This is a genomic window from Microcoleus sp. PH2017_28_MFU_U_A, from assembly GCF_020738035.1.
Lineage (GTDB): Bacteria > Cyanobacteriota > Cyanobacteriia > Cyanobacteriales > Microcoleaceae > Microcoleus.
The window spans coordinates 41,775-58,680 of record NZ_JAEQCX010000059.1 but is presented as its reverse complement, the minus strand read 5'-3'; the positions used below and the strand labels follow the sequence as shown (position 1 = coordinate 58,680).

14 protein-coding genes are annotated in these 16,906 nt (G+C 43.7%); 11 read left to right on the top strand and 3 right to left on the bottom strand.

Annotated features, from left to right (window positions below; all coding sequences use genetic code 11):
* Positions 1-16 precede the first annotated feature (16 nt).
* The 10 genes from JGK14_RS15190 (at position 17) to JGK14_RS15145 (ending at position 11,909) form a co-directional block, all read left to right on the top strand.
* On the top strand, positions 17-1,351 hold the full coding sequence (locus JGK14_RS15190) for a flippase (RefSeq protein WP_325315241.1): 1,335 nt from the start codon (positions 17-19) through the stop codon (positions 1,349-1,351).
* The gene (locus tag JGK14_RS15185) at positions 1,348-2,565 is read left to right on the top strand and encodes a hypothetical protein (RefSeq protein ID WP_325315240.1); all 1,218 of its coding nucleotides are present in this window, start codon (positions 1,348-1,350) and stop codon (positions 2,563-2,565) included. Before JGK14_RS15190 ends, JGK14_RS15185 begins: the two co-directional genes overlap by 4 nt.
* Before the next feature lie 38 nt (positions 2,566-2,603).
* The gene (locus JGK14_RS15180) at positions 2,604-3,665 is read left to right on the top strand and encodes a hypothetical protein (protein ID WP_325315239.1); all 1,062 of its coding nucleotides are present in this window, start codon (positions 2,604-2,606) and stop codon (positions 3,663-3,665) included.
* 18 nt (positions 3,666-3,683) lie between these two features.
* Positions 3,684-4,610, top strand: coding sequence for a glycosyltransferase family 2 protein (locus tag JGK14_RS15175; protein WP_325315238.1), 927 nt, complete (start codon positions 3,684-3,686; stop codon positions 4,608-4,610).
* A 150-nt stretch (positions 4,611-4,760) separates the two neighbouring features.
* On the top strand, positions 4,761-6,011 hold the full coding sequence (locus JGK14_RS15170) for a glycosyltransferase family 4 protein (RefSeq protein ID WP_325315237.1): 1,251 nt from the start codon (positions 4,761-4,763) through the stop codon (positions 6,009-6,011).
* 315 nt (positions 6,012-6,326) lie between these two features.
* Entirely contained in the window at positions 6,327-7,208 is an 882-nt protein-coding gene (locus tag JGK14_RS15165; RefSeq protein WP_325315236.1) for a glycosyltransferase family 2 protein, read from the top strand.
* A gap of 1 nt (position 7,209) precedes the next feature.
* A complete protein-coding gene (locus tag JGK14_RS15160; protein ID WP_293183717.1) occupies positions 7,210-8,376 on the top strand; it encodes a glycosyltransferase family 4 protein in 1,167 nt (388 codons plus the stop codon).
* Positions 8,377-8,609: 233 nt separating this feature from the next.
* The gene (locus JGK14_RS15155; RefSeq protein WP_325315235.1) at positions 8,610-9,851 is read left to right on the top strand and encodes a glycosyltransferase family 4 protein; all 1,242 of its coding nucleotides are present in this window, start codon (positions 8,610-8,612) and stop codon (positions 9,849-9,851) included.
* A 58-nt stretch (positions 9,852-9,909) separates the two neighbouring features.
* Positions 9,910-10,992 (top strand): NAD-dependent epimerase/dehydratase family protein, encoded by a 1,083-nt coding sequence (locus JGK14_RS15150; RefSeq protein WP_293183713.1) that lies wholly within the window; start codon positions 9,910-9,912, stop codon positions 10,990-10,992.
* Between the two features lie 110 nt (positions 10,993-11,102).
* A complete protein-coding gene (locus JGK14_RS15145; protein ID WP_293183711.1) occupies positions 11,103-11,909 on the top strand; it encodes a WecB/TagA/CpsF family glycosyltransferase in 807 nt (268 codons plus the stop codon).
* Between the two features lie 200 nt (positions 11,910-12,109).
* Here the strand turns inward: JGK14_RS15145 and JGK14_RS15140 are convergent, their stop codons facing one another.
* On the bottom strand, positions 12,110-12,385 hold the full coding sequence (locus JGK14_RS15140) for a hypothetical protein (protein ID WP_325315234.1): 276 nt from the start codon (positions 12,383-12,385) through the stop codon (positions 12,110-12,112).
* A 142-nt stretch (positions 12,386-12,527) separates the two neighbouring features.
* Here JGK14_RS15140 and JGK14_RS15135 point away from each other — a divergent pair, with 142 nt between their 5' ends.
* Positions 12,528-13,994, top strand: coding sequence for an Ig-like domain-containing protein (locus JGK14_RS15135; RefSeq protein ID WP_325315233.1), 1,467 nt, complete (start codon positions 12,528-12,530; stop codon positions 13,992-13,994).
* A gap of 603 nt (positions 13,995-14,597) precedes the next feature.
* On the opposite strand, the gene JGK14_RS15130 is transcribed toward JGK14_RS15135, so the two are convergent.
* Together JGK14_RS15130 and JGK14_RS15125 are read right to left on the bottom strand one after the other, a co-directional pair.
* Positions 14,598-15,536: a class I SAM-dependent methyltransferase gene (locus JGK14_RS15130; protein WP_293191965.1), complete on the bottom strand. Its 939-nt coding sequence runs from the start codon at positions 15,534-15,536 to the stop codon at positions 14,598-14,600.
* A 394-nt stretch (positions 15,537-15,930) separates the two neighbouring features.
* Positions 15,931-16,899 (bottom strand): DUF362 domain-containing protein, encoded by a 969-nt coding sequence (locus JGK14_RS15125; RefSeq protein ID WP_293206944.1) that lies wholly within the window; start codon positions 16,897-16,899, stop codon positions 15,931-15,933.
* Positions 16,900-16,906: the final 7 nt, after the last annotated feature.

The window sequence follows — 16,906 nt, the reverse complement described above, 5'->3', positions numbered from 1 at the left end:
GACTGAAAACTTTCTGATGTTAGATAAGCTAAATGCGGTCAGTCAAAAGCTCGGCCCCGGCCTCCGCCAGGTACTCGGCAACCTGGCTTGGCTGTTGACTGACCAAATTTTGCAGATGAGTCTGGGTCTGCTGGTGGGAGTGTGGGTAGCACGATATCTGGGCCCGGAACAATTTGGCTTAATCAATTATGCGATCGCCTTTGTTTCGCTGTTTTCCTCGGTGGCAACAATGGGATTGGGTACTCTGGTAGTGCGAGACATTGCTCGCAATCCCGACTGCAAAGAAGAGACTCTAGGGACTGCTTTTGCCATACAATTAGCAGGCGGAATCATCACTTTACTGCTCACTGTCACAGTGATTTCAATACAGAATCCCAATGACAGCTTAACTCGTTGGCTGGTAGGGATTATCGCCGCCGGCACGATTTTTCAGTCCTTTGAAACAATAAATTTTTGGTTTCAATCTCAAGTTAAATCTAAGTATACAGTTGTCGCTAAAAATTGCGTATCATTACTGGTTGCAGGACTCAGAATCGGATTAATTCAACTCAAAGCACCACTGATTGCTTTTGCTTGGATCAGGTTGGGAGAGGTAGCATTAGCCGGATTGGCGATCGCAATTGTCTATCAAAACAAGGGAAATGATTTAAAGCTGTGGCGAGTCAGTTGGCAGCGAGGTAAAGAACTGCTTCACGAAAGTTGGCCGCTGGTGCTTTCAGGCTTGGCGGTTTTTATTTATTCCAAAATCGATCAAATCATGCTCGGCTCTATAAATAAAACTGAGTTAGGATATTATGCAGTTGCAGTCAAATTATCAGAAATATGTGATTTTTTGCCTGTGATCATCGCTTCTTCTATTTTCCCGAAACTCGCACAGTTAAGAGAAAAAAATTATGGCGAATACTTAAAAAACTTTCAGATTTACTCAGATGCCATGTTATTTTTGTGGTTGGGAGTGGCATTACCAATCTCTCTGCTAGCTCCTTTCATAGTCCAAACTCTCTACGGCGCTCAATATACAGAGTCAGCCAGGGTATTGTCAATCTACGTTTGGGCTCAATTTGGCAGTAACTTCGGCATCGCTAGAAATACCTATTTTGCCTTAGAAGGTCAACTGCGATACGGTCTTTACTTGACATTTATTGGCTCATTTTTTAATATAGTATTGAACTCTCTACTAATTCCTAAATATGGAGCTTTTGGAGCAACTGCGGCAACTTTAATTACTTATTTCTATGTAATTATTTTAGTCAACTTTTTGATTAAAGAACTGAGACCTTTTGGTAATTTAATTCTGAATTCGCTGAATTTATACAAGGCTGCATCCAGGCTGATAGGATTGATCAAATGATTGAAATTAAACCCAAGCTCGAACACCGATCGCACTGTCCCTCTTCTGGGCAAATACTCAAACCTGTCAAAGTATTGTGGCAAGGTTCCCGCATCTGTGTTGTGTCTGAGTCTCCAGGAGGTGGCGAAATCATTGACGAGTTGAGAATTGGCCACGCGGCTAAAACTGCTTACAGCATTAACTTAGCTGAAGGAACAACTTTTAGTGATGACAAATATGCGGAAGAATTTTTAGCAAAACCCTTGCTCAAATCTCTGCAAAATCCTCAAAACGAACACCTAGAAATTACTCAAGAAATCTTTAAATCTTGCGATCGGGCGATCGTATTAAACTGCATCGATTATCTGTACGGACACAGCCTTTTAAAGTTGCTCAACGCACAGAGACATTTAGAATCTCACCCAGAATTTGGTTTGATTGTCATTGTCCAAAAATTTATGAGGTGGATGGTTCCCGAAGGAGTTGCTGAAGTCTGGACAGTACCTATATCGCTGAAAAACGGTCAGTGTTACTATCCCAGTTTTGGCAATTTTGTCAGCAAACAGTTAGAACGTTTCCAGGAAGTTTACATCAGTGAAGCCTATTCTCACCCCAGTCAATTTGACATTAGTAAATTTACGGGGGTTGCCAAACACGATTTTGATAAGGAAGAATACAAAATTACTTTTGTTTGGCGGGAAGATCGGCTGTGGTGCCGGCATTTGGTTGTCAAAATTTTCAGAAAAATTAACTTGCTACAAATTCCTTTAAGTATTCAAAATTGGAAAGTGCAGAGGTTGTTTGCGAAAATGCGAAAGTTGCTGCCGCAAGCTAAGTTTGCAGTTGTAGGTTTAGGCAAAAACACTAGCTTTCCAGAGTGGGTAGAAGATTTCAGAGTGGATAAGTTCGATGAAAAAACTGAGAGGCAAATGTGTCAGGTTTATTCAGAGAGTCGCTTGGTAATTGGGATTCACGGTTCCAATATGTTGCTGCCTTCGGGACACGCTGGTATGACGATCGATATGATCGATGAAAGGTGGGGCAATTTTGCTCAAGATATTTTATATCAAGAAACAGATCCCAGACTGTCTTCGTTTCGCTATCGATATCTGCCGCTGGCGACTAGCTTAAAAAACTTAGCGCATATTGGTTCTGAAATGATTATCAAGCGCTTGGATTTCTATTTTCACATGACGGGCGATTCCCTTAGGGATAGCTTCGCTTCACGGCTTTAATTTACTCCAAACTTTAAAGATAACAGGAGATATACACGATGAATGACAGCGGTTCTGTTTACATAGTTACTGGAATGTGCTGCGATGAAGAAGGCCAGGAAAGTAAATATCCCCAAGGATCGGATGCTAAATCTTCTTCGGAAAAATTTCAATCAGTTTACTGGCGATGTGCGGTGGTATATTTTGCTTCCAGCGTTAGAAATAACCCGGCAGCTCAGCATATCTTATTTACGAATGCCGATCGCATTCCAAATATTGAAAGCTTTAACACCGTTGAGTTTTTCGACAAAATCGGAGTTAAAGTTGTCCGGATTCCATTTACCTATCAGCCACCAATGGAATACTACCCCGCCTTCAGAAGTACGTTTTTTAAGTTTGACATTATTCAATATTTGAAAAATCATTCAGCGTTAAACGATCGCTGTATAGCTTTAGACTCTGACTGCGTGTGGGTAAACTCCGCCGATCGCATAATTGCCGATATTGAAAAACAAGGTTTGGCTACCTACGATTTGTACGAGCCTGAAGACAAAAAAATCAGCGGTTTAACCAGGCGAGAAATGCAGAAAATTTATGAGGAATTAGGCTATAAAGTAGATGAGCCTCCCAAGTATTTTGGTGCAGAATTTATCGTAGGAAGTGGCAAACACATTAAAATATTGTCCGACGAAGTAGACTCGATCTGGGAGACTTGCTTGCAAAGATTTGCCGAAGGAAAGACAAAATTAAATACAGAAGAGCAGATGCTCACCTACATTTACAACAAGCTGGGATATGCTCGCAGCAGCGGCAATGCTTATTTTAATCGAGTGTGGACATCGCCGATCATTCATACGGCAACTGAGGCTGATTTAAAAATGGATATATGGCATTTGCCAGCCGAAAAAGGATACGGAATTAAGCGAATTTTTGCACAAGTTTCTAATCCCCAATCAGATTTTTGGAATTTGCCTTTAGGAGAGCAGTTTACTAAATATGTTGCGGGTTATGTTGGCATACCACAACGGAATATTTCTAAGACTGTCTTGGATGTTTTTGACAATAGAATTTCTGGTATCAAAAGGAGATTGTCGAAAGTCAAAAGTGTTGTCAGCAATTAGCATAGTGGAGTTGTGTAAATGTTCGATCGACCGTTAAAAACCCCCGTCGCATTTATTATTTTTAAACGCCCCGAAGAAACTCAGAGAGTATTCGCAGAAATTCGCAAAGTCAAGCCGTCAAAATTGTTAGTAGTTGCTGACGGGCCGCGGCCGGACAAGCCGGGAGAAGACGCGCAATGCGCTGCGGCTCGCGCGATTATTGAGCAGGTGGATTGGGAATGCGAAGTTTTGCGGAACTATGCTGAGACTAATTTGGGCTGTCGCCAGCGAGTTTCTAGCGGGTTAGATTGGGTGTTTGATACGGTGGAAGAGGCGATTATTATTGAGGATGATTGTTTGCCTGATAGTAGCTTTTTCTACTTTGCCGAAGAGTTGTTGGAACGCTACCGATACGACGAAAGAATTATGTCGATATCTGGTCAAAACGTGCAGTTTGGCAAGCAGCGAACTGATTGTAGCTACTACTTTTCTCGCTACACTCATTGCTGGAGTTGGGCGAGTTGGAGGCGAGCTTGGCGACACTACGATCTAGATATGAAGCTGTGGCCGTCGGTTCGAGATGGAAATTTTTTGATGGATGTATTGGAAGATGCTCATGCTGCCAAAATCTGGACTAAAACTTGTCAGTTGTGTTACGACAAAGCTATTGATACATGGGATTTTCAGTGGACATTTGCGAGTTTTATTCAAAATGGTTTGAATATTTTGTCTAATGTCAATTTAGCTGCAAATATCGGACACGGAACGGGGGGGACTCACACGGATGATATCAATAGTCCCTACAACAATATGTCTGTTGAACCGATCGCCTTTCCTCTAAAACATCCTCCGTTTGTGATTCGCGATGCCCAAGCGGATCGCTTTACTCAAGAGAGTTTATATGATTACGATCCGAAATTGGTCAAGAAAGTCCAGCGCAAAATTAAAGGATTATTGAAAATGTAAGTAAAAATGCTGTTTTTTAGATATCCTACTTTTTGAATGAGTCGGGGATTTGGGTCTTTGGTTTGGGATTTTTAAGGATTTAACCACAGAGGGCGCAGAGGGCGCAGAGAAAGAGAAGAGGAGAAGGGATTTGATAATGAGGATGTTTCGATGAATGTTCTGCTGGTGAGTAATTACGATCTTAAAGGCGGTGCTGCGAGGGCGACTTATCGGCTGCACAAGGGCTTGCAAAGTATCGGGGTGAATTCCGAAATTTTGGCTGGTTATAAGTTTAGTGATGATGAAACTGTGCGGTTGATGCCGACAAGGTTAGGAGAAAAGTTTAAGAGTCTCCGAGGAAAATTAAATAGATTGCCGTTAAAAGTTTATCCCAAACTAGGTCAGGTAATTTTTTCGCCGCAATGGGTTCCTGATTCCTTGGCATCGGAAGTTGCCAAAATTAACCCTGATGCGATCAATTTGCACTGGGTTTGTGAAGGTTATATGCAGATTGAAACTCTGGCTAAGTTTAATAAACCGGTGGTTTGGACGCTGCACGATATGTGGGCGTTTACGGGTGGATGTCACTACAGTGAAAATTGCGATCGCTATCTTGATGCTTGCGGTGCTTGTCCGCAACTGCACAGCACTAAGGATGCTGATATTTCTCGTTGGATTTGGCAGCGGAAAGCTGAGGCTTGGCAAAATTTGAATCTGACTTTGGTAACTCCGAGTCATTGGTTGGCTGAATGCGCGAAATCTAGTTCTTTGTTGAAAAATTATCCAGTTAAAGTCATTGCGAATGGCCTTGATGCTGAACTCTACAAGCCGCTGAACCGCCCGCAGGTGAGGGATAGTTTGAATTTGCCTCAAGATAAACAGTTGGTCTTGTTTGGGGCGATGCAGGGTACGGGCGATCGCTGGAAGGGGTTTCCGTTGCTGGTTCCGGCTTTGCAAAGCCTCAGTCAGTCGGGTTGGCAAGATAAGATTGAACTGTTGGTTTTTGGGTGTTCTGAGCCTGAAAGCCCGATCGATGTTGGTTTCAAAACTCATTATTTAGGCAGGTTGGATGATACTACTTTGTCACAGGTTTATGCAGCGGCGGATGTGATGGTTGTACCTTCGCGGTACGAAGCTTTTGGGCAGACGGCATCGGAAGCCATGGCTTGCGGTACGCCTGTGGTGGCTTTTGATGTGACGGGACTAAAAGATATTGTCGATCGCCAGTACAATGGCTATTTAGCCCAACCCTATGATACCGAGGATTTAGCGCGAGGGATTGCTTGGGTGCTAGAAGATGGTGAGCGGCACCAAAAGCTTTGTCGCCTAGCACGAGAGAAAGTTGAAGCCAAGTTTACCTTAGAAGTGCAAGCTCGCGAGTATCAAAATCTTTATCAAGAAGTTTGCCAAACTCCTAAGTAAGTAAAACTGATTAAATGTAAAACTTGTAGGGTATTTATAATGCCGATTTTTGGGTGTTTATTAGTATATTTTCGGACAGCCGACGTGTTGATTGTTACAATTACACCGTCAGGCAATTAGAGGCTGGGCAAAGCTGGCCAATCAAAAAATAAACGATCGACTAAATATCTTGATACTTGTGACAGATTAAGTTATTAATTGAATAGGACTCGCCTGCGATCGGCATTGTCGATCGCCCGAGGACAGTTTTATACCAATTTTGCACAAACAGCCCAATATTTGATATAGATGGAGCAGATAAGTATAGCAGTCCTGATGACTTGCCATAACCGCAAGTTAAAGACTTTGGCCACTCTAGAGTCGCTGTTTAAGCAAAAATTAACAAAGGAAATTGCACTCAATGCTTATCTGGTAGATGATGGTAGCACTGATGGCACAGCAGAAGTAATACAGCAAACATACCCTCACGTCAAGATTTTTTCGGGAGATGGTAACTTATTTTGGAATGGAGGAATGCGGGTTGCTTTCAGCGAAGCTATGAAAGACGATCCAGACTACTATGTCTGGCTCAACGACGACACCGTACTCGAACCAGAAGCTTTCAACGACTTGCTCGCCACCAGTAGCGAGCTAATCAAAAAAGGAGAAAAAAAGGCGATCGTTGCCGGCTCTACTCGCGATCCAGAAACCGGTGATTTTACATACGGCGGTATAGTCAAGATTACCCCATTACTTCCCTTTAAATTTCGCTTCCTTCAGCCAACAAAAGCACCTCAGCCTTGTGACAGCATGAATGGTAACTGCGTGTTAATTCCCCGCAGCGTGGTTGAACTGGTTGGCAATCTCGATCCAGCCTTTATTCATTATCTATCAGATTGGGAATACGGTCTGCGTGCCCGACAAAAAGGCTGTACAGTTTGGATAGCTCCAGGCTATCAAGGAACCTGTTCTCCCAATCCGCAATCAACAACAATAGCGGCTGCCAATATGAGTGAAGGCTTGGAAAAAATGAACCAACCCAAGGGTTTAGCTTTTAAAGATGCTACCCTTCAACCCTGGGAAGAGTGGAAAGTTTTTGCTCGCCGTCACGGTGGTTTATTCTGGCCAGTATATTGGTTGCTACCTTACAGAAGGTTAGTTTGGTTTTCAGTTTTAAGCAAGCTGGGATTCAATAAAAACAAAACTGAAGGTGAATAGCATGGTCGATAGAGATGATTTGCGCGTCGCTTGGCTGGTTCCAGAAGTAGAATTGGGCGCATATTGGCAGCCTGTATTAAGAGAATTTACAAAAGTATATAAAAATACTGTGTTTTATACTGGTCGCGTTTGGTCTGGGTTCGATCCGACGCTACCGGGAGCATCAGCAATTAAATTGGTAGGGGAGACTAAATTTGTCGAGACAGAAAAGATCGAAACAGGATACGATCGCGGTTTCATCGCAGTCTCGCCTAGCATCATCGGTCATTTGCTTAAATTTAGGCCACAAGTAGTTTTTCCTCAAGCTTTTTCTTTGTGGACTGTCTTGGTAATTCTCCTCAAACCGCTTTGTCAATGGCGAGTTGCAATTATTTATGACGGGAGTTCGCCAAACACAGATTTTCGAGATTCGAGTTTTCGGACATTCGCCAGACGCATTCTAGCTAAGTTTGCCGATGCTTTTGTTTCTAACAGCCAAGCTGGAAAAAGATATTTGGTGGAAGTTCTCCATGCACCCCAAGAGCAAGTTTTTACGAGAACTTATTTAGTTCCCGATGCGGAAACGCTGCTGAAACCTTTGGTCACAACCAAGCCACTAAATTTAGATCTCAAACACCCAGTTTTTTTATATGTGGGACGGATCACAGCTAGAAAAGGAATTAAGACGCTGTTAGAAGCTTGTGCCCTTCTCAAAAAGCAAGGATATTCTGATTATACTTTACTAATTGTTGGCAAGGGCGACCAGCGAGAGGAGTTGGAAGCTTTTATTAAAGAGCAAGATTTCCCCGAGCAAGTAAACTGGGTGGGATGGGTTGACTACGGAAGTTTGGGAGCTTATTTTCAGCTTGCTGATATTTTTGTTTTTCCTACTTTTGAGGATGTCTGGGGTATGGTTGTACCGGAAGCAATGGTGTTTGGGAAACCGGTATTGTGTTCTAACGGTGCAGCTTCCTGTGAGTTAATTGCGTCTGGGGAAAACGGTTATATTTTTGACCCTAACAATGCCAAGGAGTTGGCAGAAAAAATGCAGATTCTCATAGACAATCCTAATTTGATTGAATCGATGGGAGAGTGTTCGCGACAGCTAATTTCTCAAAAATCTCCTGAAACAGCAGCTAAAGCTTATGTCGAAGTTACATCTTTTTTGATGAAGTCAGTTGACGGTTGACGGTTGACAGTTGACAGTTGACAGTTGACAGTTGACAGTTGACAGTTGTTAGTTGTTAGTTGTTAGTTGTTAGTTATTGGTTATTGGTTATTTATTCCCAATTCCCAATTCCCAATTCCCAATTCCCAATTCCCAATTCCCAATTCCCAATTCCCAATTCCCAATTCCCAATTCCCAATTCCCAATGCCCAATGCCCAATGCCCTATGCCCTATTCCCTATTCCCAATTACCTATGAAAGTTCTATTATCTGCCTTTGCTTGCGAACCAAATCTAGGATCTGAAGAGGGAGTAGGATGGAATACTGTTATCCAATCTGCTAAACATCACGAAAGTTGGGTATTTACTCGGACGTTTTGTCGATCGTACATTGAAGCAGAACTAGAACGCAATCCAGTGCCCAACCTGCACTTTGTTTATTTCGATCCGTTTGGGTGGAGCGAAGATTGGAAAGGAAAACAAGGATTGCTGCAACTTCACTACTATCTGTGGCAAATCTGGGCTTATTTTATCGCTCGAAAGCTCGATCGCGAAATCGGTTTTGACATAGTACACCACGTAACTTATGTCAAACATTGGTCACCAAGTTTCCTGGCGCTGTTGCCGCATCCTTTTATTTGGGGGCCTGTCGGGGGTGCAGAAGCAGCACCAAAGCCTTTTTGGCAAGATTTTAGCCGCCGGGGCAGAATTTATGAAACACTGCGAGCATTGGCTCAAAGCGTAGGAGAACGCGATCCGTTTGTGGGGCTGACGGCGCGTCGCAGTGCGATCGCGCTAGCAACTACCGAAGAAACAGCAGCCCGACTGCGATTTCTCAAAGCAAAAAATGTGAAAATTTTCTCGCAAGTCGGTTTGTCCCAGCAGGAAATTGAGGAACTAGAAAAATTTCCAACCCCGCCCGATCGACCAATTAGATTTATTAGTGTGGGTCGTCTATTACACTGGAAAGGAGTGCACTTGGGACTCCGTGCATTTGCGGAGGCAAACGTGGAAGAATCGGAATACTGGATTGTGGGAGACGGCCCGGAAAGGAAGCGTTTAGAAGCTTTGGTAACAGAATTGGGACTGGCAAATAAAGTATATTTTTGGGGAGCTTTATCGCGTACTGAAACTCTTTCAAAAATGGGCGAGTCTCATGTTCTCCTCCATCCGAGTTTGCACGACTCGGGAGGTTTTGTATGTACTGAAATCATGGGGATTGGGCGTCCTACGATTTGTTTGGATTTAGGTGGGCCTGCGACTCAAGTAACGGCCCAAACTGGCATTAAAGTCAAGGCTAGCGAGCCCGAAAATTCGACGAAAGGTCTAGCAGAAGCTATAGTGTGTTTAGCGCACGATCGTGAATTGCGAGATCGCTTGGGTCAAGCCGGTCAAAAGCGCGTCCGGGAAATATATGACTGGAACATAAAAGGTAAATTTTTTGCCGAATTGTGCGCCGAATTGTGCGAAGATGTATTCCAAGGCAAATCAGGATAACTTCTGATTTGTGCGATCGCACAAAACAAAGAAAACTATATTTTTTAGGCGGTGAAACGTGAGCGTTGCAATTATTACTGGAGCGGCGGGTTTAATTGGATCCGAGGCTTGTAAATTCTTTGCCAAACAAGGTTTCGACATCGTTGGCATCGACAACAATATGCGTCAGTTCTTTTTTGGTGCTGATGGTTCTACTAATTGGAACCGCCAACAACTCGAAAAATCACTGGGAACAAAGTATTACCATTTAGATGTGGACATTCGCGACTATGAAGCGATTACCAATATCTTTCAGCGGTATGGCGAGTCGATCGAGTTAGTAATTCACACAGCAGCCCAACCCAGCCACGATTGGGCTGCCCGCGCTCCTAAAATAGATTTTACCGTCAACGCTAACGGTACTCTCAATCTTTTAGAAGTAACTCGCTTGTACTGTCCCAAAGCCGTTTTCATTTTTACTTCTACCAACAAAGTATACGGCGATACGCCCAACAAATTACCTTTAATTGAATTAGAACACAGGTGGGAAATTGAACCAGGTCACACTTACGAAGGTGGGATTCGGGAAGATATGTCAATCGATCAGTGCCTGCACAGTTTGTTTGGTGCGTCTAAGGTGTCCGCTGATATTTTAGTTCAAGAATACGGTCGTTATTTTAATATGAATACGGCTTGTTTTAGGGGTGGCTGTCTGACTGGGCCCAATCATTCGGGAGCTCAATTACACGGATTTCTCGCCTACTTGATGAAGTGCGCCGTGACAGGAACTCCCTACACCGTGTTTGGGTACAAAGGCAAGCAAGTCCGCGACAACATTCACAGTGCTGATTTAATTTCTGCTTTTTATGAATTTTATAAAGCTCCCAGAAGCGCCCAGGTTTATAATACAGGAGGAGGCAGATATAGCAATTGTTCGATGTTAGAAGCCATCCAGATGTGTGAGGCAATTGCTGAACGCAAATTTAATTGGACATATGCAGAAGGGAATCGCATTGGCGATCACATTTGGTGGATTAGCGACAACTCAAAATTTTCCAGCCACTATCCTGACTGGAAAATGAAATATAACGTCAAACAAATCCTACAGGAGATTTATGACTGTAACCGCGAGCGCTGGCTGAAAGAAGGGGCGCAGAATTGAGCGGGACAAAAATAATGGGCTGGCATTTTTGGTAAAGATTGAATACAACGTTAAACAAATCCTACAGGAGATTTATGACTGTAACGGCTGTTGGCTTACAGAGGTGTTCTATGATCGATCTCGGGAAAAAGAATGTACTAGGCATATTAGTAAATGCCCTGAATTATGAAGCGGCTGTCAGCAAAATTATTGCGGCAGCCAAGGCAGGAAAACCACTTTCAGTTTCGGCTCTAGCGGTGCACGGGGTAATGACAGGGGTTCTTGACAGCACTCACCGCTATCGGCTCAATCACATTGACTTAGTATTGCCGGATGGACAACCGGTAAGGTGGGCGTTAAATTTGCTCTACAATACGGGATTGCCCGATCGAGTTTGCGGGCCGAATGCGATGTTAGAAATCTGCGAACGTGCGGCCGAAGAAGGATTATCTATCTATTTGTACGGCTCTAAAGCTTCTGTACTGGAGGCTTTGTCTCGCAATCTCTGCCAACTTTATCCCAAGTTAATTATTGCTGGAACTCAGCCTTCTAAATTTAGGCACGTTTCGCCGGAAGAGAAAAAGGAAATTGCGCTGCAAATTCGCAACAGCGGTGCAGCCATTACTTTTGTAGGTTTGGGCTGTCCGCGACAAGAAGTCTGGGCTTACGAATACCGGGATGACATATCAATGCCACTGATTGCTGTAGGTGCAGCCTACGATTTTCATGCGGGAAATTTGGCTAAATCTCCTGAGATTTTAGGTAAGATGGGTTTGGAATGGCTGTTTAGGTTCATGAAGGAACCCCGACGCCTCTGGAAGCGGTATGTTTTGTTAAATCCGCTTTATATCTGGCTGTTTTTGCTGCAAGCTTTCAAATTAAAAGAGTTCGACCCCAAAGACGCCACGCCGCCTGTGGAAGAAGTATTGTATGGTTGAATTTTATCTATTGTGTTGTAAATAGTCAGTTTTGACTAATAAAAAGCCACAAGCCGAAAGTAGAAATAATAAATAATTATTTTAACTGGCAACTTTAAACTTGTGACTATTTAAATCGAGAATTAATGGGTTGTTTTCTGTGATTTTTGTTTTGCTTGCTTTGTAACTTGCTATTTAGATTGCTGAGGAACTAGCAGCCGTCATTGTTCGATCGTTTGGGGGACTTGAACTCGACAGCCAGCACAGTTGCAGCCTGAAGTTATGAGGGCGAGGTCTCCTATTTTGTCAGAGTTGATTTCTGGCAGCGAGGATTGGGTTTCGTCTTGATTTATGTCTGGATTGGCTGATATTTCGCCATTGCGCTCAATGCTGAAATTTGGGGCAATTGGGGCGCTAGCATTGGCGGGATTTACCGCGAAGAGCATTAAGCTTAAAGAACCGGAGCATCCCAGTACAGTCAGTAGGTTTTTGTTCACGATCGCTTTCGAGTAGAGGGGAAAGACATTAGTTTAACAGACTGATTTGAGCCATCGCATAAAATTTAACTTTTTATTTGAGATTGCTTGTTTGTATTGAAACAAGTTTGGCAATTAGTCTAGTCTAAATTCAGGCTATTGTATGTTTGTGGGAAAATTAACAAGATTCGAGCCGATCGACCGCACGGCTGTATCATTGATGGTATTGCTGAGTTTCGCGATCGGGTTTTTGCTTGCTCTGGGCGATCGATCTTTACCGAAAGTGCGCGATTTTAGCTGGGAAAACAAACAAGTAGGGGCGAGAGATACGGCTTTTGTCCTGACTTTCAGCCGCCCGATGGATCGTGCAAGCGTTGAAGCAAACCTGCACGTCGAGCCACCTTTGCCGGGAAAAATTAGTTGGTCGGGGCGACGGTTGGTATATACTTTAATCGCGCCTCCCCAGTACGATCGCACTTATACAATTTCATTGCAACAAGCGCGGGAAAAACTAGGTTCTGACAAACAAGGAAATGCGATCGCACCGTTTGTCAGTCAATTTAGCACGCCCGATCGCGCTTTTGTTTACACTGGCACAGAAGCCTCAGAAAAAGGGCGGTTAATTCTTTACAATCTCACCCGCAAACAAAAAATCATCCTCACCCCTGAAAATTTAGTAATTAAAGATTATAAAATTTACCCAGTGGGCGATCGCATTTTATTTTCTGCTAGCGAATGGTCAAAATATCAGCCTGGTTTGTACGAACAATCTTTGTATGCCGTCACTACAGGCAGAAGTTCCGATCCGGCTCAAAAACCTGGTAGCATTCAGCAGATTTTAGGCAATCAAGACTATGAAAATCTCAAATTCGATCTGTCTGCTGACGGCAAGACGATCGCGATTCAGCGGGCAAAGAGGGGCAATGCAGAGGACATTGGTTTGTGGGTAGTGCGATCGTCCACTTCGGCGGTGCCGCAGCGGTTGTTAAGTCATCCCGCTGGAGAATTTGCGATCGCCCCAGACAGCGCAACTTTAGCCAATCCCCAAGCAGACGGGATCGCCATTTTATCCCTCACACCAAACGTCAAACCTTTAGAGTTCATACCATCTTTTCGGAGAGTGTTCAGCTTCACTCCCGACGGCAGAGAATCGGCAATGCTCAAGTATAATAGCGATTTTACGCAGTCAATCTTTTTAGTAACCAACCAGGGATTGCAAAAAGAATTGATCCGCACCGCCGGAGAATTCCTCAACTGTCAGTTTGATCCCAGAAATCCTCAGCTTTACTGCTTGTTAACCAGGCGCCAGCCCGGAAAAGATTTTTCCGAGCAACTCACCCTAGAAGCAATTAATTTGCAGACATTTGCAGTAAAACCGCTGTTAGTTTTGCCCGACCAAGTGGAGACAAAAATGAGCTTGTCGCCCGATGGGTTAGAATTGCTGTTAGATCGGCTAGTTGTCAAGAAATCGGAACCAGTCGCAGGAGATTTGAGAACAGATGGCGGAAATGCGATCGCCTCTTCAACTCTCATACTTTTAAACTTAAAAAACCCACCGGCATCTACTAATAATTCTCCATCACCCGAAGACTTGCCTTTAAAAGGATTCCGCCCCCGCTGGCTGCCCTAAAAAAAATCTTTTACCAAAAAGAATGGGTTTAAAGCCGGAAGCGCGATCGGGATAAATTAAAAGAAAACAATTCATTAATCGAATCCTCTTCCTTCTAGGTAGAGGTAGCTGTCAACTATCAACCAATACTGTTTACTTAAGACCGATCCCCCCTAACCCCCCTTAAAAAGGGGGGAAAGAAAGCTCTTAAAGTCCCCCTTCTTAAGGGGGGATTTAGGGGGATCTCCGAGTATAAGAATTCTTAAGTGAACCGTATTGAACTATCAACTATCAACTGTCAACTGTCAAAGGACTTACGCAAGAGGCTTAGAGATAGGGGCGATTCCTGCTCGGGATTGTTCCTACTTTCACACCGTATGCAGAGGTGGTGAGTCAGGGTAGCATCTCAGTTTGCTTGAATAGTGCCACATCGCTTGCGATCGCTTTATAGAAGCTTTGCTATGTGGGGAAAGTAGCACTAAGGCAAAAAAGACGTAATTGCCCAAGTTAGATGCACCCGTCCGTCATGCGTAAGTTCTGTCTTAGGTAATGGGAAGCCTCGCTTCTGAAATTCTCAAGGTAATAAGAAATTCTCAAAGCCTTATTTCCCTTCCTTCGCTCTTACTATGACTTTTGTACAACAATTCTGACTGAATCGTATTTTTTCTCGTCGGGAGCCAGAAATGTTTTCAGTAGTAACTTCCAAGCTTGGAGTTTACTGTTTGCTTTGGGCTTTACCATCCCAGGAGATTGCCTTGAATCGAGCGCATTCAAAATTTTTCTTTCATCATCGATCCAACCGTTAGTAAATAGGCGATAGTAGCCATTAAACTCGGTAGAAATCACCTCAAATCCCACCTGTTGGCAGATAGCGCGCAAACTGTCCGGTGTGAAGAAATAAAAATGCCTTGGCACATCTAGATGGAGCCATGCAATCCCTGATTCTTTTAGCGCCCTACACGAGTTATTTGGTACTTCCATCACCAATTTGCCGCCGTCCACGAGCAACTCCATGGTATTGCGGAGTGCCAGTACAGGATTTATGGTATGTTCCAGTACGTGGTTCATAATAATCATGTCGTATTTTCTCGACGTGATTTCCGGGGGCAAAGATTCAGCAGTGCCATAATATACATCAAGATTTCGTTCCTCGGCGAAACGCAAAGCTTGTCTATCTGGTTCTACTCCCCAGACTTTGTGACCATCCAATTTGAAGTCTTCCAGCAGTTTGCCATTGGCGCAACCGATTTCTAGTATCGAGTAAGAAGAAGTCCCGAACTGCTGTTTCCACCATTGAGTGGTGACATCTACTCCCTTATCGAAACGCCAAGCTAGATGGGTTCGCAATTTATCGAAGAAGGAAATAGAAGAGGGTGCTTCTGAGTCGGTAAATTCTGCATGGTGAGTATAGTAATCGTCGATGTCGTAGAAGCTCTCAATTTGGTCTAGTTCTGGTAGAGGATGGAGGCATCCAAGTTGTGATTTTTGACACCAGTACAATTGAAATGACTCTTTATTTGCAGGTCTTCGCCAATCACCCGGGATGAATAACCAGGGTTTCATACTCTGTCCCGATATAAGGGAAACTACAGTAGGACTTAAGGGCTTCTGAGTTTGCATTGGAGTTCTCCTTATTTTACAGACTTGATGTACTGATAACCACCGGAGTCGCAGTTTACATCATGAAATCAGTTATCGCAGTTGAAAATTGTGTGTTCTGATACACAGTAGATGATTACCCTAAAATTATGAGGATTCAGAAACAGATTTCTCCGGCATGGTTGTTAGCTTAGCATCTTATTGAAGATAACTCATTGAATTTCAATACTCAGGACAGGTTTTAGTCAGAAATCAGGCTGGGATAGGGTTTGGGCTTTCTCGACAGCTCAAATTTAAACGGTAGAATGAGGGTTTGGGCCACTGCCCAAAAATGTCGAAATTATTGTAACTTGCTTTGTCACTTGTTCGATAAAAACACACTTGTTCCCTTATTTTCTTTGATAAAGCGGATATAAAGGTGCTTGAACACTGACTTAATCACCCGAGGCATCCCAAAGTCGATCGGCATCATATTTTCCGGCAATTTCCAATCGAAAACCTTGAGAGTTTCCGGGCGCAACAGTGGAAAATCGAGTTCCTCCAAATTCGAGCACAGTCCCAATCTCATCGCCGCAGCTACAGTCGGAACCATTGCTGGATCGACATTAATAATTTCCACTAAAGTTCGATCCAAAGCAAACACATCACTGGAGGCGCCCAAAATTCCTAAAAACTTAGGTTCGCCGCCGCTGGGCCCGTTACCTTCGTGACCGATAATGCCATCCAAAATCGTCAAATTTGGGTTAATTGTCCGGGCAGTTTCTACCAGCATTTGACCGAATCTGGCGCTATCTTTGCCGGCTTCCATGTGCCACCAAGCCTTCATTTTCCCGGGCACGCAGCCGAACAAGTTTTTGACGCCCATTGTGACGGTTAATTGAACGTGAGATTTGAGTTTGGGCAGATTAATCACCACATCCGCTTCCATTGCTTCTTTGCAAAGTCGGAGATGATTGAAATCTTGGCTGACTGTTTTGTAACGTTTTGCTTGAAACTCTACTACGGGCAAATTTAGTTCTGCCAACAGTGGCAAATAACCGTTGGCTTTGGCGACACCCATGGCGCTACCAAAAGCCGGACTGTCTCCTAAAAACGGTTTACCACCTGCTTCGATGACCATTTTCGCCACGCAGTAAACTAATTCTGGGCGGGTGACGCATTCTTTGGTAGGGCGAGCACCTGTGAGGAGGTTGGGTTTGAGTAAAACACGATCGCCCGATTTGACAAAAGCTGAGATTCCGCCCAAGGGTGCGAGCAAGTTTTCTAAGGATTTTTGTAGCTTTTGGCGATCGTATGAATTGGCCCGAATTAAACTAACAGAAGACATAATCATT